The sequence below is a fragment of the Xanthomonas sp. F10 genome (genome assembly GCF_014206815.1).
Lineage (GTDB): Bacteria > Pseudomonadota > Gammaproteobacteria > Xanthomonadales > Xanthomonadaceae > Xanthomonas_A > Xanthomonas_A indica.
Genome location: NZ_JACHNP010000002.1, coordinates 576,220 through 595,318, shown reverse-complemented (window position 1 = coordinate 595,318; position 19,099 = coordinate 576,220). Strand labels below are relative to the sequence as shown.

The following is a 19,099-nucleotide window of genomic DNA, read 5'->3' as shown; positions in this document are numbered from 1 at the left end:
CGCCACGACGCCCTTACGAACAACTTACGAAACCTATATGTCCTTGCGGATCAACCAGTTGTGCGAAATGGTCGAGAACCATTCCGGTTGCTCGTGCATCCGGATGAAGCCGATCTCGCTGCCGTCCTCGATCGCGAGCGACACATAGGCGTCGCCACTGCGCGGGTCGATGCTGAACCCGTTGACCGCGCTGAAATGGTCGCGATCCAGGCACACGCTGGTGCCGAGGCCGCCGCCGATCCGTGCCAGGCGGCTGGCGCATTCGCCGGTCTGGAACAGGTAATGCACCGCGCCATCGGGCCCCAGCGCCCAACTGCGGTAGCGCCACAGCGATGGCAGGCCGTCGTCCACGGCGCGCACGCTGTCCAAGTCCAGGCTGGCGTCGGCGCGCCACAGGCCGCTGCGTGCGAGCCGGGTGAACAGGATCTGCCCGGTGGCGGGATCGGTGCGGACCTGGGACACGTCCGGCAGGCTCGCCAAGGGCCGCCACGGCACGGCGCGCCGGTCGTACAGCTGCAGGCGGGTGCGCCCGTTCTCGCCCAGCAGCACCAGCAATTGCCCTGGATCGGCGGTGTACAGCGCCTGCAGCGGCTCACCTGCCGGTACCGGCAGGGCCGCCACGCCGCCGGACTGCGGCCGCACCTCGTAGATCGTCGAGGTTCCCTGCGCATCGCGGCCGCTGACCAGCAGCGCCTGGCTGTCGGCCGACCAGGACAGGGGCTGCCGGGTTTCCGGGCGCACGCCCTCGATCAGCCGCAGCGAGGCTGGCTGGGTCACGTCGCCCCACCACAGCGAATAGCTGCCGTCGCGATCGGAGGTGAAGGCGAGTTGGCGTCCGTCCGGCGCAATGCTCGGCTGCCCGTCGCGGCCGGTGGAAGCGAACAACCGCTGGCGCTCGCGGGGCACGTCCGCCGCGCCAGCCGGGATGCGGTACACGGCGAACTGCGGGCGCCGGTGCACGAACGCCAGGCTGCCACCGTCGCGCGCCAGCCGCGGCGCCTGCGCGTCGCTCAGGCCCAGGTCGCGCAGGCGCCGGGTCTGGGTGTCCAGCCGGTACAGCCGGGTCTCGCCATCGACGCGGCGCCCAAACACGATGCCGCGCCCGTCGCGCGCCCAGTCCCAGCCGCGGATCTCGGCGAATTCATGGGTCAGCGGCTCGGCGGTGCCGCCGGCGGCCGGCATCCGCCACAGCCCGCCCATCTGCGGATTGCGTACGAAGGCGATCCACTTGCCGTCCGGCGAGTAGCGCGGCGCGTAATCGAAATCGCCAGCGGCGACCGGATAATCCAATGCCGTCCAGCGGCCGCTCCCCAGATCCAGCACGCGGATGCCACGCGCGGCCGAGCGCCCGTGCATGCTGCCGAACACCAGCCCATGGCCGTCTGGAGTCCAGTCGAAGCTCAACAATTCGCTGTCGTCGCAGCGCGAGACCTCGCGCGCGGGCGTGCGCCCGTCGGCCTGCACCAGCATGACCCGGCACTGCCGCTCCGCGCCGAGCCGGGCGAAGGCAATGCGCGTGCCGTCGGGCGACCAGGCCGGCAGCCGGTCGGACTCGCCGCGAGCCGGGACGCCCAGCGAGCGCGGCGTGGTACTGCCGGCGCCGCCGCTGGTCGGCTGCACCAGCAACTGCGTGCCGTCGCTGCCGATGGCGCGCGCGGCATAGGCCACCTGCGCGCCATCCGGCGACAGCGCCGGCTCCAGCTTGAATCCGGAGGTGGCGGTGATCAGCCGATAGGGCCGCTTGGGGCTGCCCAGCACCCGCTCCTGTTCGGCGCTGTCGGCAGGCATTGGTTCACGGGCGAACCACCACCAGCAGGCCAGCGCCAGAACCAGCATGACGGCCGCACCGGCGGCGGCGGCCAGCCACGGCGGCAGGCGCCGTCGCACGGCGGCAGGCGCCGCCGGCACGCTGGCGGCGGCCGTCGCCGCGACGTCGTCCGCGTCCGTCGTCGAGGCCGCCACCACCTCCGCCTCGACCTCGGCCTCGACGTCAGGCAAGGCCTGCACCGGTGCCACCAGGCGGTAGCCGCTCTTGGCCAGGGTCTCGATGTACACCGGCGCCTCGCCGCGCTCGCCTGCGGCGAAGGCCTTGCGCAACTGGGTGATGGCCTGGGTCACCACATCGTTGGTCGGCTGCGTGTCCGGCCAGACCTGCGCCAACAGCGCCTCGCGCTCCACCACCTGGCCCGGTTGCGCCAGCAACACCCGCAGCACGCCCATCGCCTTGGGCGTGAGCCGTTGCGGTCGGCGCGCGCGTGGCGCATGCACTTCCCGCAAGGACAGCAGCACCAGGCAATCGCCGACCTGCATCCGTTGCGGAAGCGTCGGGGTGGCGAACGATGAGGAAACCATGTTGGACAACAAAGAAAACGCCGTGATGGAAGTGTCGCAGATGCGGCGGCGACGCAGCCACGGGTGGCCCCGCAGTGGAGGCCAACGAGCAAACTCGGCAAAACGAGGCGGCGGATACCGCCAAGCGCGACCTGTCGTCGGATTCTACTCTAGTCGTCGCCGTTGCCACCGCGACGACGCATTCAGGCTCTCTCTCTCCGCCGACGCAATTCACATAATCGCTCCATGACTGCGCGCCCCTGGGCGCGCTTTTTTTACGCCGCGTTCACGCTTTCATGTGACGCGTGACGCTGAGCCCAATCAGGCGCGACACCACCAGCGCGATATACATCACCCCGGCGAACTGTTCGATCATCACCAGTGCCCGCGCGAACGGCTGCACCGGCACCACGTCGTTCAAGCCCACGCCCGACAGCACGCTGAAGCTCAGATACAGCAATTCCATCCAGGTCCGCGGCGAGGCCGCGTCCACGGCCGCCGTGAAGCTGCCCGGCCACCATTGCTGGCACACCGCGAAGACGAACGCGAACGCCCAGGCCAGCAGGGTGAAGGTGGCGCCGGCGGCATAAAGCTCGTCGCGGGTCACCACGTGGTCCTGCAGCATGTAGGCGATCAGGCTGCCGGCCGTATAGAAGTACAGCAGGCTTTCCAGCAACTGCGCCCAGGCGGTCATCGCCGGGTTGCCGAGCAGGGCCGCGGCGATCGACAGCGCCACCGACGGCAGCGCCAGGCAGCAGGCGATCCACAGCGCCGACGGCCCGCGGTTGACCACCCATAACGCCAGCGCCAGCACCACGATGCCGAACGCGCCGAACAGCGCGCGTCCGGCCGCGGTGTCCTCCATCCACGGATACAGCAGCACGCCCAGCAGTTGCACAGCAAGCAACAGTGCGGACGGATGGCGACGCAGCGCGAACGCGTAGCGCAGCATGAGACATTCCCTGTGGCGACCCAGCGCGCATCATAAATGTGCGCCCGCAAGGCGCCGTGGTCATGACCTCGGACGCACGCCGCCCCTGTCGTGCACGTGTGCACTCCAGGCGTGGCGGTGCACAGGCGCACGGGGCCACCGGGCCACGTCAGCGGTCGGCGGACCGCGCCGCCGACCGCTGTGAGTCACTCGGCGCGGTACACCTGCGCGCCAGCCGCCAGGAACTGCGCCGACTTCTCCACCATGCCGGCATGCAAGGCCGCCTCGGCGTCGACGCCGTGTTCGGCGGCGTAGTCGCGCACGTCCTGGGTGATCTTCATCGAACAGAAATGCGGCCCGCACATGGAACAGAAGTGCGCCAGCTTGTGCGCGTCCTTGGGCAGGGTCTCGTCGTGGAACTCGCGTGCCTTCTCCGGATCCAGGCCGAGATGGAACTGATCGTCCCAACGGAACTCGAAGCGCGCCTTGGACAAGGCGTTGTCGCGCACCTGCGCGCCGGGATGGCCCTTGGCCAGGTCCGCGGCGTGCGCGGCGATCTTGTAGGCCATGATGCCGTCGCGCACGTCGGCGCGGTTGGGCAGGCCCAGATGCTCCTTGGGCGTGACATAGCACAGCATCGCGGTGCCGAACCAGCCGATCATCGCCGCGCCGATCGCCGAGGTGATGTGGTCGTAGCCAGGCGCGATGTCGGTGGTCAGCGGTCCCAGCGTGTAGAACGGCGCCTCGCCGCATTCGCGCAGCTGCTTGTCCATGTTCTCCTTGATCAACTGCATCGGCACGTGGCCGGGGCCTTCGATCATGGTCTGCACGTCGTGCTTCCAGGCGATCCTGGTCAACTCGCCCAGCGTCTCCAGTTCGCCGAACTGCGCAGCATCGTTGGCGTCGGCGATGCAGCCCGGGCGCAGGCCGTCGCCCAGCGAGAAGGCCACGTCGTAGGCCTTCATGATCTCGCAGATGTCCTCGAAGTGGGTATAGAGGAAGTTCTCGCGATGGTGCGCCAGGCACCACTTGGCCAGGATCGAGCCGCCGCGCGAGACGATGCCGGTGACGCGTTTTGCGGTCAGCGGCACGTAGCGCAGCAGCACCCCGGCATGGATGGTGAAGTAGTCCACGCCCTGCTCGGCCTGCTCGATCAAGGTGTCGCGGAAGATCTCCCAGGTCAGCTCCTCGGCGCGGCCATCCACTTTCTCCAGCGCCTGGTAGATCGGCACGGTGCCGATCGGCACCGGCGAATTGCGCACGATCCATTCGCGGGTCTCGTGGATGTGCTTGCCGGTGGAAAGGTCCATCACCGTATCCCCGCCCCAGCGGATCGCCCACACCAGCTTCTCCACTTCCTCGGCGATGCCGGAACTGACCGCGCTGTTGCCGATGTTGGCGTTGATCTTGGTCAGGAAGTTGCGGCCGATGATCATCGGCTCGCTTTCCGGGTGGTTGATGTTGCACGGCAGGATGGCGCGGCCGCGGGCGATTTCCGCGCGCACGAACTCGGGCGTGATCTGCTGCGGGATGGCGGCGCCGAATCCCTCGCCGGGGTGCTGCACGCGCAGTTGCGCATCGTGTAGGTCCTGCATGCGCTGGTTCTCGCGGATCGCCACGAACTCCATCTCCGGGGTGACGATGCCGCGCCGCGCGTAGTGCATCTGGGTGACGTTGGCGCCATCGCGGGCGCGCCGCGGCAGGCGCCGCGCCGGGAAGCGCACCGCCTGCAGGCGCGCATCGTCCTCGCGCGCGCGACCGAACTGCGAACTCAGCCCGGCCAGCGCGACGCTGTCGCCGCGCTCGGCGATCCAGGCCGCGCGCAACGGCGCCAGGCCGGCGCCGAGATCGATCCGTGCCTGCGGATCGGTATAGGGCCCGGAGGTGTCGTAGACGGTGACCGGGGCGTTCTCCTCGCCGCCGAACACGGTGGGCGTGCGGGTCAGTGCGATCTCGCGCATCGGCACCTGCAGGTCGGCGCGGGAGCCCTGCACGAAGATCTTGCGCGAGCCGGGGATCGGGCGGGTCACCGCCGCGGACAAGGTATCGGTCTGCTGCTGCAGCGGATTGGGTACGGCGTTCATCGGCGTTCGTCCTGGTTCAAGTGACCCGCGGCGGAGGCGGGACGGGTGCGAGCGGACTCGCATCTCGGACGAAGCGGCGGCGCGGGCCCGCCACGCGCGCGCAGGCGCTCGTAGCGGACTTGCGAAGCTTCCCTACGCCGGTATCAACCGGATCAGGTTCGAAGGGACTGTCTCAACCGCGGCCTGCGCCGACGGTACCCCCGCTTCTGCGGCTATTAGACCCGTTTCGGCCGCTGGCCGCCAACCGGCGCGCCTGAACGCCGGCACAGCCGCCATGCGCACGTGTCAGCACCGCCACGCGCCGCGCCGCCGGCGACAAACCGCGGCCACGTGGCCGGCCTAGCCTGCTCGCACAAGCATCAGGGCTCTCTCTCATCGCCGTCGGCGCTGCCGGCGGCATTTTTTGCCCGCGCGCCGCGCGCGCTCACTCGAGTACGTAGGCCACGCGCAGCCCGCCCCAGTGGCGCCCGCGCACCTGCACCGGGACCGACAGGTCGAACAGGATCTGCCCGGTATCGCGCCGGTAGACCTGCAGCAGATAGGGCTCGGTGTGGCGGCCGACGTTGCGGCCGACCCGGTCGCTGAAGATGCGCTTGGTGCGGTTGCCGACCAGATCGCGCGCGCGGTCGCCGCTGAGCGGCTGGCTGAAGCGTAGGTTATGGGTCGGCACGTAGCCGTCGACGTTCGCGCAGATCGCGAACACGATCCACGGATGCGCGGCCAGCAGCGGCTCCTGCAGCGGCGGCAGCAGTTCGTCGCACAGCGCATCGAAGGCGGTGCGGTACTTGGGCGGGTCGACACCCGGGATCGGGACATAGTCGGTGGCGAACAGCGCATCCTCGGCGATGCGCCCACGTGCCAGCGCGGCCTCGAACGCCTGGCCGATCCCGACGGCGGCGGCCCTGGCCAGATCGCGCACCCGCGCATGCCGAGGCTGCCGCATCGGATCGGCCGGCAAGCGGAACAGGTTCACGCAGTCATGCAGGGTCTCGCTGCCGGCCGCCAGGTCGGCGCTGCGCTGCACTACGCGCGCGGCGTGCTCCAGGTTGCTGCGGCTGAGTCCGACCACGTGCTCGACGGCCCGGTCGATGCCGCCGATCTCCCCGCTCTGGGTGGCGATGCGGCCGGCCACCGCGTCCATCGCCGCGCTGGCGCGACCGAGCAGTTCGCCGATGCCGCCCAGCACCTGTTCGGTGCGCTGCGCCGAGGCCGCGCTGTCCTGCAGGGCCGCACCGGTCTCGCCGATGATGCCGCGCACGTCGCGCGCCGCGGTGGCGGCACGTTCGGCCAGTTGCCGGATCTCGGTGGCGACCACCGCGAAGCCGCGCCCGGCCGGGCCGGCGTGCACCGCCTCGATGTTGGCGTTGATCGAGAGGATGTTGGTCTGGAACGCGACCGAATCGATCACTTCGATGACCTGGTTGGCGCGCGCCGAACGCCGCGCCACCTCCTGCATCGCCTGGCCCAGGGTGCGCGCCGCCTCTACGCCCTGGCGTGCGCTGTCGTCGGCGCTGGCCGCCACTGCGATCACCGCGCGCAGGTCGCGATCCATCTCGTGCAACCCCTGCAGCAGTTGCCGGGTGGTGGCCAGCACCGTCTGCAAGGCATCCAGTTGAGTCTGCGATTGCCGCGCCAGTTCGTCGTTCTCGGCGACCACGTGCGGCACGTCGGCGGCGATCTGCAGCGACAGCGCCACCGCCTGGCGGATCGCCTCGGCCAGATTGCCGAAGCCGGCCGACAGGCGCCGCCCCGGCATTGCCTCGGTCTCCTGCGCCGACAGCGGCGTCTGCAGCCCCAGATCCAGATCGCAGCCGGTCAGCCGCTCGCCGACCCGGTCCAGCAGCGCCTGCGCGGCCGCGCCCTCGTGGATCCGTTGCGCCAGCGCCTGCAGCGCCGGGCTGATCGCGCCCTGCGCCTGGCCGGCGCCGAGCAGGGCGACATCGCGCAGCAGCGCCGCGGTTTCCGGATGCGGCAGCGACAGCAGCCAGCCCTGGCCGCCGCGATCGCGATCGCGCTGGTAGCGCACGCGGCGCGTGGGATCGGCTCCCGGCGCCAGCCAACTGCCTTCGGCGTCGACCAGGGCGGTCAGCGGCAGGCCCCAGATCGCCTCGCTGGTGGCGCCGAGCAAGGTCTGCGCGGTCACTCCCAGCAGGTCGAGGGCCGCGCGGTTGGCGGCGCTGATGCGGCCGTCCGGTTCCAGCCGCAGCAGCGCGATCGGGGCGTCCGGCAAGCCGGCAGCGGGTGCGGCATCGACTTCCGGACTGCGTGAGAACAAGGCCATCGTCGTCTCCCTCGGTGCTGCGCCCATGGTATCGGCTCCCACCCTGCTCCCGCAGCCACGGCCGCCGCAACCCGGGATCCTCATCATGCGCCGCCGCGTGACCGGCAGACGCGACAACGACGCAGTCATGACGCCGTCCTCGCGAGGATCGGGATCCATCACGCCACGACGGCGGTCGCGCAGGGCTCGGCGGGATGCGATCCGGCAGGACGCCGGCACCCCGATTCGCTGCGACGCGACGCGCGGTCCCCGCCTCCCCGCCCGCTTGCGCGAAGCCGGCGCACCCACCGTCCACGACTGGAGACGCATCCCCATGGTGTTCCGCATTTCCATCGCCCTGGTGGCGCTGCTGGTCCTGATCGCCGGCATCGCGCCCGGGCCGTTCAATGCGCTGGTGCAGGCGGCACTGGTGGAGGTGGTCCGTGGCGCCGGCTGGATGTACCTGCTGATCGTGTTCCTGACCTTGAGCTTCCTGCTGTACCTGGCCTTCGGCCGCTTCGGCAACTTGCGCATCGGCGGCGAAGACGCCGAACCGGATTTCTCGCGCGGCAGCTGGCTGTCGATGCTGTTCGCCGCGGGCATGGGCATCGGCCTGGTGTTTTGGGGCGCGGCCGAACCGATCTCGCATTTCCTTGCGCCGCCCGAGGGCCTGGCGCCGCAGAGCATGGAGGCCGCGCGCGCATCGATGCGCTATGCGTTCTTCCACTGGGGCCTGCATCCCTGGGCGATCTACGGCCTGATCGGCCTGGCGATGGCCTGGTTCCAGTACAACCGCAACGGCCGCGGCCTGGTCAGCGACATGCTGCAGCCGGTCATCGGCCGCCACCACCGCGGCTGGATCGGACAGAGCGTGAACATCGCCGCCGTGGTCGCCACCGCGGTCGGCGTGGCCACCACGCTGGGCTTCGGCACCATCCAGATCGCCGCCGGCCTGCAACGCGTGTTCGGCGTGCACGCCGGCATCCCGGTGCAGATGGCGGTGATCGCGGTGGCCTTCGTGCTGTACATGGCCTCGACCAGCAGTGGCGTGGAGCGCGGCATCAAGTGGCTGTCCAACTTCAACCTGGCGCTGGCGGCGCTGCTGCTGGCCGCGGTGCTGGTGCTCGGCCCCACCGGCTTCATCTTCGACACCTTCACCACCACGCTGGGCGCCTACCTCAACCAGCTGGTGACGATGAGCCTGCGCATGTCGCCGTTCTCCGGCAGCCGCTGGGTGGCGGACTGGACCATCTTCTACTGGGCGTGGTGGATCGCCTGGGCGCCGTTCGTCGGCGCATTCATCGCCCGCGTCTCGCGCGGCCGCAGCGTGCGCGAATTCGTCGTCGGCGTGGTGCTGGCACCGACCCTGCTCGGCTTCCTGTGGTTCTCGGTGTTCGGCGGCACCGCGCTGTGGTCGCAGTTGTTCGGTCACGTCGACATGCTGCAGGCGCTGCACAACGGCTACGAGACGGTGTTGTTCACGCTGTTCGACAGCCTGCCCGGCTCGCTGCTGCTGTCGAGCGCGGCGCTGTTGCTGCTGATGATCTTCTTCGTCAGCTCCGCCGACTCGGCGGTGCTGGTGCTGGCCAGCATGTCCACCGACGAGGCCGGCGACCCGCCGCTGGCGCGCAAGCTGGTGTGGGGCGTGGCGGTGGCGCTGATCGCCGCGGTGCTGTTGCTGGCCGGCGGCCTGGATGCGCTGCAGGGCATGATCACCATCGCGGCATTGCCGTTCGCCCTGCTGATGGTGTTGGTGATCGTGTCGCTGTACCGCGTGCTCGATGCCGAGTCCAACCGCGAACGCCGCAAGGCGCAGCGCGCGCGGCACATGATCGAGGCCTGGATCGCGCGCGAACAGGCCGCGCAGGCGCAGCGCGACGGCACCGACGCGGCGCCGCCCCGCGAACAGGCATGAACCCCGCCGCGCGCGGTCGGCTTCAGTAGCCGGCGGCCTGCCCGTCCTTGCGGCTTTCCGAGGCGCCGTAGTACACGCCGCTGTCCGGGTCGCGGGCGATCGCCTGGTAGCCGCCGTAGGGACCGTCGGCGAAGATCACCCGGTGACCCTTGCGCATCAGGTCGCGGATGGTGTCATAGGCAAAGCCGGTCTCCAGGTTCAGCTCGCCGCCGTCGCGCATCGCCGTGGCCTGCCCGGTCGGTTCGGTGGAGCCGTCGTGCTGGATCCGAGGCGCGTCGCCGGCCTCCTGCAGGTTCATGTGGAAATCGATGAGGTTCATCAGGATCTGCACGTGGCCCTGCGGCTGCATCGCCCCGCCCATCACGCCGAAGCTCAGCCACGGCTTGCCGTCCTTGGTCACGAACGCGGGGATGATGGTCTGGAACGGACGCTTGCCCGGTGCGTAGCCGTTGGGATGGTCCTTCTGCAGCACGAACATCTCGCCGCGATCCTGCAGGATGAAGCCCAGCCCGGGCGGCGCCATGCCGCTGCCCATGCCGCGGTAGTTGGACTGGATCAGCGACACCATCATGCCGTCGGCATCGGCGACGGTCAGGTAGATGGTGTCGCCCTCTTCCAACTGTTTCGGCGTGCCCGGCTGCACTTCCTTGAGCGCGCGGTCCATCGAGATCAGCGCACGCCGCTGCGCGGCGTAGTCCTTGGAGATCAGCCGCGCCAGCGGCGCCGGCTGGAACGCCGGGTCGGCGTAGAAGCGCGCGCGGTCGGCGAAGGCCAGCTTCTTCGCCTCGGTGAACAGGTGCACGTGCTCGGCCGAGCCGAACGGGATCTTGGAGAAGTCGTAGCCTTCCAGGATGTTGAGCATCTGCAGCGCGGCGATGCCCTGGCTGTTGGGCGGCAGCTCCCACACATCGTAGCCGCGGTAGTTGGTGGACACCGGCTCCACCCATTCGCCATGGTGGCTGGCCAGGTCCTCGTAGCGCAGGAAGCCGCCGTTGGCCTTGAAGTAGGCGTCGATGGTGCGCGCGATCGGCCCCTTGTAGAACGCGTCGCGGCCGCCGTCGGCGATCTGCTGCAAGGTGTTGGCCAGGTTCGGGTTCTTCCACAGCTCGCCCTTGCGCGGGGCGCGGCCATCGATGGTGAACTGCTCCTTGAAGCCGGGGTACTGCGACAGCCGCGGCACCGAGCGGTCCCAGTAGTAGGCGATGGTCTCGGCCACCGGATGGCCGTCGCGGGCGTAGCGGATCGCCGGGGCCAGGTTCTGCGCCATCGTCCTGCGCCCGAAACGCTCGTGCAGCGCGAACCAGCCGTCGACCGCGCCGGGCACCGACACCGGCAGCGGGCCGGTGGCCGGGATCTCCTTCAGCCCGCGGCGCTGGAACTCGGCCAGGGTCAGCGCCTTCGGCGAGCGGCCCGAGCCGTTGTAGCCATAGAGCTTTTGCGTCTTCGGATCCCAGACGATGGCGAACAGGTCGCCGCCGACGCCGTTGCCGGTCGGCTCCATCAGTCCCAGCGCGGCGTTGGCGGCGATCGCCGCATCCACCGCCGAGCCGCCGTCGCGCATGGTCTCCAGCGCGATCTGCGTGGCCAGCGGCTGCGAGGTGGCGGCCATGGCGTGCGGGGCGATCACTTCCGAGCGGGTCGCGAACGGCTGGCCGGTGATGCGGTCGGCGGCCTGCGCCGGCACCGACGTCGCCAGTGCCAGCGCGAGCGCCAGGCGCGCCAGGGAAGGAAGCGAAACGGACATGCGCGGCTCTCCGGAAGAACAGGGGACACCCACCGTACCCGAGTGCGGCCGGCGCCGCCGCGTACACGTGCACAGCGCGCCGTCGGCAAAGGCCGGAGTTCCGCGCAATTGGCGCTTTTCGCCGCCTGCGCCACCTCCGTTTCATGCGTAACCATGCAGCGCTGGCGCGGCTTTCGGCACATTCGCCCACGCACGCCCGCAACACAGTTGACAGTCGCGCAAAGCCCATGGTTATCTCGCTGCATGTTGCAGCGCCACACCCGCCCGAAGTCGACCCTCCAGCCCGCCGCCCTGCGCGCGGACGCTGCGGCGTCGCTCCTCGTACTCGTGCTTATTACCTCGCCCACAAGTGCGGGACGAACCGGCGTGTAAGCGACAAGCAGCCAGGATTCGATCAGACCCCGCACCGGCAACGGCGCGGGGTTTTTCGTTTCAGTGACCGCGAATGCAAGACCCCCCTTCACTCCAACACCGTTCAAGGACATCCGCCCCATGACCAGTTCCGCCCAGCCCACCACCAAGATCGCCATCGTCGGTTACGGCAGCCAGGGCCGCGCGCACGCGCTGAACCTGCGCGAGTCCGGCTTCGACGTCACCATCGGCCTGCGTGCCGGCGGCCCGACCGAATCCAAGGCGCAGGCCGACGGCTTCGTGGTGAAGAGCCCCGCCGAGGCGGTGAAGGACGCCGACCTGGTCGCGGTGCTGACCCCGGACATGGTGCAGAAGAAGCTGTACGAGGAAGTGCTGGCGCCGAACATGCAGCAGGGCGCGTGCCTGCTGTTCGCGCACGGCCTGAACGTGCACTTCGACATGATCAAGCCGCGCGCCGACCTGGACGTGGTGCTGGTCGCGCCCAAGGGTCCGGGCGCGCTGGTGCGCCGCGAGTACGAGATCGGCCGCGGCGTGCCGTGCATCTGGGCGGTGTACCAGGACAAGAGCGGCAAGGCCGAGCAGTTCGCGCTGGAGTACGCCGCCGGCCTGGGCGGGGCGCGCGCCAACCTGATCAAGACCACCTTCAAGGAAGAGACCGAGACCGACCTGTTCGGCGAGCAGGCCGTGCTGTGCGGCGGCGCCTCGTCGCTGGTGCAGGCCGGCTTCGAAGTGCTGGTGGAAGCCGGCTACCAGCCGGAAATCGCCTACTACGAAGTGCTGCACGAACTGAAGCTGATCGTCGACCTGTTCTACGAAGGCGGCATCACCCGCATGCTCGAGTTCGTCTCCGAGACCGCGCAGTACGGCGACTACGTCAGCGGCCCGCGGGTGATCGACGCGGCGACCAAGGAGCGCATGCGCGACGTGCTGACCGACATCCAGAACGGCACCTTCACCAAGAACTGGGTGGCCGAGTACAACGCCGGCCTGCCGAACTACACGAAGTTCAAGCAGGCCGACCTGGACCACCCCATCGAAACGGTCGGCAAGCAGCTGCGCGCCAAGATGGTGTGGCTCAACGGCGACGCCGCTGCCGCTCCGGCCGCCGGCGGCACCAAGGCCGCGTAACCCGCGGCTCCCCCACCCGCTTCCACCGAAAGGTCGCCACCGTATGAACTCCTCCGCTCACGGCACGCCCCGCAACGGCGCGCGCTGGCTGACGCAGGCCCTGGAAGCCGAAGGCGTGGACACGCTGTTCGGCTATCCGGGCGGCACCATCATGCCGTTCTACGACGCGCTGGTAGACAGCCAGCTCAAGCACATCCTGGTCCGCCACGAGCAGGGCGCGGCGCTGGCCGCCAACGGCTACGCCCGCGCCAGCGGCCGGGTCGGCGTGTGCGTCGCCACGTCCGGGCCGGGCGCGTCCAACCTGGTCACCGGCATCGCCGATGCGATGCTCGACTCGGTGCCGATGATCTGCCTGACCGGACAGGTCGCCACGCCGCTGCTTGGCACCGACGCGTTCCAGGAACTGGACGTGTTCGGGCTGACCCTGCCGATCGTCAAGCACAGCTTCCTGGTGCGACACGTGGACGACCTGCCGCAGGTGCTGCGCGACGCGTTCCGCATCGCCCGCGAAGGGCGGCCGGGCCCGGTGCTGATCGACCTGCCCAAGGACGTGCAACTGGCCGATGCCACGCATCTGCCCGCGCACGTGCCGGCGGAAGTGCCGACCCCGCCGGCGCCGCAGGATGCGGTACTGGCCGAGGCACTGGCGGCGATCGCCGGCGCCGAAAAGCCGGTGATCTACGGCGGCGGCGGCATCGCCCTGGGCGATGCGGTGGAGGCGTTCCGCCAGTTCGTCGAGGCCACTCGCATCCCCACCGTGCTGACCCTGCGCGGCCTGGGTGCGCTGCCGCACGCGCACCCGCATTACCTGGGCATGCTGGGCATGCACGGCACCCGCGCCGCCAACATGGCGGTGCAGGAGTCGGACCTGCTGATCGTGGTCGGCGCCCGCTTCGACGACCGCGCCACCGGCAAGCTGGCCGAATTCGCGCCGTTCGCGCGGGTCATCCACCTGGACGCCGACGCTTGCGAGATCTCCAAGCTGCGCCAGGCCGACATCGCCGTGCCTGGCGACGTGGCGCAATCGCTGCGCGCGCTGGCCGCGGCGACCAGCACCTGCGAGGCCTGGCACGCCCGCTGCGTCGGCCATCGCGAGAAGTTCGGCGCGCGCTACGACGCGCCCGGGCAGGACATCTACGCGCCCGGCCTGCTGAAGCGGCTGAGCGAACTGGCACCCGCCGACACCGTGATCGCCTGCGACGTCGGCCAGCACCAGATGTGGGTGGCGCAGCACTGCCGCTTCAACCACCCGCGCAATCACCTGACCAGCGGCGCGCTGGGCACCATGGGCTTCGGCCTGCCGGCGGCGATGGGCGCGCAGTTCGCCTGCCCGGACCGCACGGTGGTGCTGGTCAGCGGCGACGGCAGCTTCATGATGAACGTGCAGGAGCTGGTCACCATCGCCCGCTGCAAGCTGCCGGTGAAGATCGTGCTGCTGGACAACAGTTCGCTGGGCATGGTGCGGCAATGGCAGGAACTGTTCTTCGCCGAGCGCTACAGCGAGATCGACCTGTCCGACAACCCGGATTTCGCCGCGCTGGCGCAGGTGTTCGGCATCCCGGCCAAGCGCATCACCGCGCGCGGCCAGGTCGAGGACGCGCTGGCCGAGCTGTTGGCGCAGCCGGGCCCGGCGCTGCTGCACGTGGCCATCGACGCGCGCGCCAACGTGTGGCCGCTGGTGCCGCCGAACACCGCCAACAGCACCATGCTGGAAAGCAATCCCGCCGCCCAGCGCCAGGAGACGACACATGCGTTACCAGCTTGACCTGGTGCTGAAACCGATCGACGGCGCCTTGCTGCGCGCGATCGGCATGGCCGAACGCCGCGGCTTCGCGCCGATCTCGATCAGCGGCGCGCCGGTGGCCGAGGACGCCGGCCGCTGGCACCTGCAACTGGTGGTGGACGGCAACCGTCCCGGCGAGACCCTGCGCCTGCAGATGGAGAAGGTCTACGACTGCGAATCGGTGCGCGTGACCGCGCTGGATGGGGTGGTATGAAAAGGTCGGGATTCGGGACCCTGGACCCGGAACCCGTGGCGGTCGCCGCGGGTGTCAGGCGCAGCGCGAAACGTGCGCAAGCGAGGGCTGCACGGAGGTGTCTTCTTCCATGGAGGTCGCTTCTCCGGGAACCCGCTTTTCCCGGGTCCCGGGTCCGCGGTCCCGGCTCCATGTCTGACATCACCGTCCCGCAGGAGCCGGACGTACCGCACGTCGCCGTCAGCGTCGCCGACGTGCTGGCCGCGCAGGCGCGGTTGCGCCGCTACCTGCCGCCGACGCCGGTACATTACGCCGAGCGCTTCGGCGTCTGGCTGAAGCTGGAAAACCTGCAGCGCACCGGTTCCTACAAGGTGCGCGGCGCGCTCAATGCGTTGCTGGCCGGGCTGGAACGCGGCGACGAGCGCGCGGTGATCTGCGCCTCCGCCGGCAACCACGCGCAGGGCGTGGCCTGGGCCGCGCACCGCCTGGGCGTGCAGGCCATCACGGTGATGCCGCACGGCGCGCCGCAGACCAAGATCGCCGGCGTCGCGCACTGGGGCGCCACCGTGCGCCAGCACGGCAACAGCTACGACGAGGCCTTCGCCTTCGCCCGCGAACTGGCCGAGCAGAACGGCTACCGTTTCCTGTCCGCCTTCGACGACCCGGATGTGATCGCCGGCCAGGGCACCGTCGGCATCGAGCTGGCCGCGCACGCCCCGGACGTGGTGATCGTGCCGATCGGCGGCGGCGGCCTGGCCTCCGGCGTGGCCCTGGCGCTGCGCTCGCAGGGCGTGCGCGTGGTCGGCGCGCAGGTCGAGGGCGTGGATTCGATGGCGCGGGCGATCCGCGGCGACATCCGCGCCGTGGATCCCGTCCCCACCCTGGCCGACGGCGTCAAGGTTAAAATCCCCGGGTTCATCACCCGCCGGCTGTGCGCCAGCCTGCTCGACGACGTGGTGATCGTGCGCGAGGCGGAACTGCGCGAAACGCTGGTCCGCCTGGCGCTGGAGGAGCACGTCATCGCCGAGGGCGCCGGCGCGCTGGCCCTGGCGGCCGGGCGCCGCGTCGCCGGCAAGCGCAAATGCGCGGTGGTGTCCGGCGGCAACATCGACGCCGGCGTGCTGGCGACGCTGCTGTCGGAGGTGCGCCCGCGCCCGCCGCGCAAGCCGCGCCGCCGCAGCGCCGAGCGACTTCGCAGCCAACGTCCCGCCCCGCCCGCTCCTGCCCGCATCGCGTCGTCCCCGCATCCCCATCCGCAAGCCACCGCCGCCGTAGAGGAACCCATCTGGTGAACACTTCCATTTCTTCCCAGACCCCCCGCATCCGCATTTTCGACACCACCCTGCGCGACGGCGAGCAATCCCCCGGCTGCAGCATGACCCCGCCGCAGAAGCTGGTGATGGCGCGCGCCCTGGCCGAGCTGGGCGTGGACATCATCGAGACCGGCTTCCCGGCCAGTTCGCAGTCCGACCGCGAGGCGATGGCGTTGATCGGCCGCGAGCTGCGCACGCCGACCCTGGCGGTGCTGTCGCGCTGCCTGGCCGCCGACATCGAGACCTCGGCACGGGCACTGGAAGCGGCGGCCAATCCGCGCCTGCACGTGTTCCTGTCGACCAGCCCGCTGCACCGCGAGCACAAGCTGCGGATGAGTCGTGAGCAGGTGCTGGAGTCGGTGCGCAAGCACGTGGCGCTGGCGCGCCAGTACGTGGACGACGTGGAGTTCTCGGCCGAGGACGCCACCCGCACCGAGGAGGATTTCCTGGCCGAGGTCGCCAGCGTGGCGATCGCCGCCGGCGCCACCACCATCAACCTGCCCGACACGGTCGGCTTCACCACCCCGGAAGAGATCCGCGGCATGTTCGCGCGGATCATCGCCAGCGTCCCCGGCGCCGATCGGGTGGTCTTCAGCACCCACTGCCACAACGACCTGGGCCTGGCCGTGGCCAACTCGCTGGCCGCGGTGGAAGGCGGCGCACGGCAGGTGGAATGCACCATCAACGGCATCGGCGAGCGTGCCGGCAACTGCGCGTTGGAAGAGATCGCGATGGCGCTGAAGGTACGCAACGCGTTCTACGAGCTGGACACCGCGATCCACACCCCGCGCATCGTCGCCACCTCGCAGCTGCTGCAGCGCCTGGTCGGCATGCCGGTACAGCGCAACAAGGCGATCGTAGGCGGCAACGCCTTCGCCCACGAGTCGGGCATCCACCAGCACGGCATGCTGCGCCACCGCGGCACCTACGAGATCATGCGCCCGGAAGACGTGGGCTGGGAGTCCTCGCAGATGGTGCTGGGCCGCCACAGCGGCCGCGCCGCGGTCGAGCAGCGCCTGCGCGCGCTGGGCTATGTGCTGGACGAGGCCGAACTGAACATCGCCTTCGACGCGTTCAAGGCGCTGTGCGAGCAGCAGCGCGTGGTCAACGACGCCGACCTGCAGGCGATGATGCAGGACGCGCCGGAGAGCCAGGGCTACCGCCTGTCGTCGATGACCGTCAGCGACCGCGGCCAGCGCGCCAGCGCGCAGGTCGAGCTGTCCGATCCGGATGGCCAGCGGGTCAGCGAGCGCGCCGAGGGCGACGGCCCGGTGGACGCGCTGTTCGCCGCGCTGTCGGCGGCCACCGGCGTGCAGCTGGTGCTGGACAGCTACCAGGTGCACAGCGTCGGCATCGGCGCCGACGCGCGCGGCGAGGCCAACCTCAGCGTGCGCCATGGCGAGGTCGAGTACGACGGCACCGGCACCAGCCGCGACATCATCGAGGCCAGCGCGCTGGCCTGGCTGGACGTGGCCAACCGCGTGCTGCGGCAGCGCCAGGGCGCGCCGGCCGGCATCGCCGACGCGCTGGCCTGAGCCGCCACCGCACGGTCATCGTCGTGGTGCACGCTCGCCTTCGCCCGTCCGTCCCGCCCAGCTTTCCTGCCAGGTAGTTCCGCAATGTCCGCCACTCCCCGCACCCTGTACGACAAGCTGTGGGACGCGCACGTCGTCGTCCCCGAAAGCGCCGCCGCCCCGGCGGTGCTGTACATCGATCTGCACCTGATCCACGAAGTGACCTCGCCGCAGGCGTTCACCGAGCTCAAGGCGCGCGGCCTGACGCCGCGCCGGCCGGACCGCACCAAGGCGACCATGGACCACTCCACGCCGACCCTGCCGCGCGGCGCCGACGGCAAGCTGCCGTACTACACCCCGGCCTCCGAGGCGCAGGTGGACATGCTCGCGCGCAACTGCGCCGACTACGGCATCGAACTGTTCGACATGGGCTCGGACAACCGCGGCATCGTCCACGTGATCGCGCCGGAACAGGGCTTCACCCAGCCCGGCATGACCATCGTCTGCGGCGACAGCCACACCTCCACGCATGGCGCGTTCGGCGCGCTGGCGTTCGGCATCGGCACCAGCGAGGTCGGCCATGTGCTGGCCACGCAGTGCCTGCTGCAGCGCAAGGCCAAGACCATGGCCATCACCGTCGACGGACCGCTGGCGCCGGGCGTCGGCGCCAAGGACGTGATCCTGCACATCATCGGCGTGATCGGGGTCAACGGCGGCACCGGCCACGTGCTGGAGTACCGCGGTTCCACCATCGCCGCGATGGACATGGAACAGCGCATGACCCTGTGCAACATGTCGATCGAGGCCGGCGCGCGCGCCGGCATGGTCGCGCCGGACCAGGTCACCTTCGACTGGGTCGCCAAGACCCCGCGTGGCCCCAAGGGGGCCGACTTCGAGGCCGCCGTGCAGCGCTGGTCGCAGTTGCAAAGCGATCCCGGCGCGCGCTTCGACGCCGAGGTGCGCATCGACGCGCGCGACATCCGCCCGACCCTGACCTGGGGCACCCACCCCGGCACCGCGATCGCGGTGGACGTGCCGATCCCGGCCGCGCAGGATCCGGCGGCGCAGAAGGGCCTGCACTACATGCACCTGGAAGCCGGACACGCGCTGATCGGCACGCCGGTGGACGTGGTGTTCGTCGGCTCCTGCACCAACGGCCGGCTCAGCGACATGCGCGAGGTGGCGCAGGTGCTGCGCGGCCGCAAGGTGGCGCCGCACGTGCGCATGCTGGTGGTGCCGGGCTCGGAGATCGTCAAGCGCCAGGCCGAGGCCGAGGGCATCCACGAGGTGGTGCGCGCCGCCGGTGCGGAATGGCGCGAATCGGGCTGCTCGATGTGCATCGCCATGAACGGCGACCTGGTGGCGCCGGGACAGCTGGCGGTGAGCACCAGCAACCGCAATTTCGAAGGCCGCCAGGGCCCGGGCTCGCGCACCCTGCTGGCCTCGCCGCTGACCGCGGCCTGGGCCGCGGTGAACGGCCGGGTCAGCGATCCGCGCGCGCTGTTCGCGGAGGTCGCGTGATGGCATCGCA

At 70.2% G+C, this 19,099-nt stretch carries 12 protein-coding genes and 1 riboswitch; of the genes, 7 read left to right on the top strand and 5 right to left on the bottom strand.

Going from position 1 to position 19,099, the window contains the following annotated elements; translation table 11 throughout:
- Window positions 1-33: 33 nt before the first annotated feature.
- From FHR56_RS14035 to FHR56_RS14020, 4 genes are all read right to left on the bottom strand, one after another.
- The gene (locus FHR56_RS14035; protein WP_160945338.1) at window positions 34-2,352 is read right to left on the bottom strand and encodes a winged helix-turn-helix domain-containing protein; all 2,319 of its coding nucleotides are present in this window, start codon (window positions 2,350-2,352) and stop codon (window positions 34-36) included.
- A 265-nt stretch (window positions 2,353-2,617) separates the two neighbouring features.
- A complete protein-coding gene (locus tag FHR56_RS14030) occupies window positions 2,618-3,283 on the bottom strand; it encodes a two pore domain potassium channel family protein (RefSeq protein ID WP_160945339.1) in 666 nt (221 codons plus the stop codon).
- 185 nt (window positions 3,284-3,468) lie between these two features.
- Window positions 3,469-5,346, bottom strand: coding sequence for a phosphomethylpyrimidine synthase ThiC (thiC, locus tag FHR56_RS14025; protein ID WP_160945340.1), 1,878 nt, complete (start codon window positions 5,344-5,346; stop codon window positions 3,469-3,471).
- Window positions 5,347-5,457: 111 nt separating this feature from the next.
- Window positions 5,458-5,558: riboswitch (TPP riboswitch) on the bottom strand.
- A gap of 212 nt (window positions 5,559-5,770) precedes the next feature.
- A complete protein-coding gene (locus FHR56_RS14020; protein WP_160945341.1) occupies window positions 5,771-7,627 on the bottom strand; it encodes a methyl-accepting chemotaxis protein in 1,857 nt (618 codons plus the stop codon).
- Window positions 7,628-7,940: 313 nt separating this feature from the next.
- Between FHR56_RS14020 and FHR56_RS14015 the strand changes: the two genes are divergently transcribed.
- Complete coding sequence (locus FHR56_RS14015; RefSeq protein WP_160945342.1) at window positions 7,941-9,521, top strand: BCCT family transporter; 1,581 nt, start codon at window positions 7,941-7,943, stop codon at window positions 9,519-9,521.
- A 22-nt stretch (window positions 9,522-9,543) separates the two neighbouring features.
- Here FHR56_RS14015 and ggt read toward each other — a convergent pair whose 3' ends face one another.
- Window positions 9,544-11,265: a gamma-glutamyltransferase gene (gene ggt, locus FHR56_RS14010; RefSeq protein ID WP_160945343.1), complete on the bottom strand. Its 1,722-nt coding sequence runs from the start codon at window positions 11,263-11,265 to the stop codon at window positions 9,544-9,546.
- A 492-nt stretch (window positions 11,266-11,757) separates the two neighbouring features.
- On the opposite strand from ggt, the gene ilvC reads away from it, so the two are divergent.
- From ilvC to leuC, 6 genes are all read left to right on the top strand, one after another.
- Complete coding sequence (gene ilvC / locus FHR56_RS14005; protein WP_160945344.1) at window positions 11,758-12,765, top strand: ketol-acid reductoisomerase; 1,008 nt, start codon at window positions 11,758-11,760, stop codon at window positions 12,763-12,765.
- Window positions 12,766-12,808: 43 nt separating this feature from the next.
- Window positions 12,809-14,530 carry an acetolactate synthase 2 catalytic subunit gene (gene ilvG / locus FHR56_RS14000; RefSeq protein WP_160945345.1) on the top strand — a complete coding sequence of 574 codons (1,722 nt, stop codon included), beginning with the start codon at window positions 12,809-12,811 and terminating at the stop codon, window positions 14,528-14,530.
- On the top strand, window positions 14,514-14,762 hold the full coding sequence (locus FHR56_RS13995; RefSeq protein ID WP_017910519.1) for an ACT domain-containing protein: 249 nt from the start codon (window positions 14,514-14,516) through the stop codon (window positions 14,760-14,762). The genes ilvG and FHR56_RS13995 overlap by 17 nt, the downstream gene beginning before the upstream one ends.
- Before the next feature lie 170 nt (window positions 14,763-14,932).
- On the top strand, window positions 14,933-16,033 hold the full coding sequence (locus FHR56_RS13990) for a threonine dehydratase (RefSeq protein WP_160945346.1): 1,101 nt from the start codon (window positions 14,933-14,935) through the stop codon (window positions 16,031-16,033).
- Complete coding sequence (locus FHR56_RS13985) at window positions 16,030-17,589, top strand: 2-isopropylmalate synthase (RefSeq protein ID WP_160945347.1); 1,560 nt, start codon at window positions 16,030-16,032, stop codon at window positions 17,587-17,589. The genes FHR56_RS13990 and FHR56_RS13985 overlap by 4 nt, the downstream gene beginning before the upstream one ends.
- Before the next feature lie 84 nt (window positions 17,590-17,673).
- On the top strand, window positions 17,674-19,089 hold the full coding sequence (gene leuC, locus FHR56_RS13980) for a 3-isopropylmalate dehydratase large subunit (RefSeq protein ID WP_160945348.1): 1,416 nt from the start codon (window positions 17,674-17,676) through the stop codon (window positions 19,087-19,089).
- The last annotated feature ends 10 nt before the right edge of the window (window positions 19,090-19,099 follow it).

Coding starts and splice junctions, on each gene's coding strand:
- FHR56_RS14035 (WP_160945338.1), bottom strand. CDS start 2,352: ATGGTTTCCTCATCGTTCGCCACCCCGACGCTTCCGCAACGGATGCAG.
- FHR56_RS14030 (WP_160945339.1), bottom strand. CDS start 3,283: ATGCTGCGCTACGCGTTCGCGCTGCGTCGCCATCCGTCCGCACTGTTG.
- thiC (WP_160945340.1), bottom strand. CDS start 5,346: ATGAACGCCGTACCCAATCCGCTGCAGCAGCAGACCGATACCTTGTCC.
- FHR56_RS14020 (WP_160945341.1), bottom strand. CDS start 7,627: ATGGCCTTGTTCTCACGCAGTCCGGAAGTCGATGCCGCACCCGCTGCC.
- FHR56_RS14015 (WP_160945342.1), top strand. CDS start 7,941: ATGGTGTTCCGCATTTCCATCGCCCTGGTGGCGCTGCTGGTCCTGATC.
- ggt (WP_160945343.1), bottom strand. CDS start 11,265: ATGTCCGTTTCGCTTCCTTCCCTGGCGCGCCTGGCGCTCGCGCTGGCA.
- ilvC (WP_160945344.1), top strand. CDS start 11,758: ATGACCAGTTCCGCCCAGCCCACCACCAAGATCGCCATCGTCGGTTAC.
- ilvG (WP_160945345.1), top strand. CDS start 12,809: ATGAACTCCTCCGCTCACGGCACGCCCCGCAACGGCGCGCGCTGGCTG.
- FHR56_RS13995 (WP_017910519.1), top strand. CDS start 14,514: ATGCGTTACCAGCTTGACCTGGTGCTGAAACCGATCGACGGCGCCTTG.
- FHR56_RS13990 (WP_160945346.1), top strand. CDS start 14,933: ATGTCTGACATCACCGTCCCGCAGGAGCCGGACGTACCGCACGTCGCC.
- leuC (WP_160945348.1), top strand. CDS start 17,674: ATGTCCGCCACTCCCCGCACCCTGTACGACAAGCTGTGGGACGCGCAC.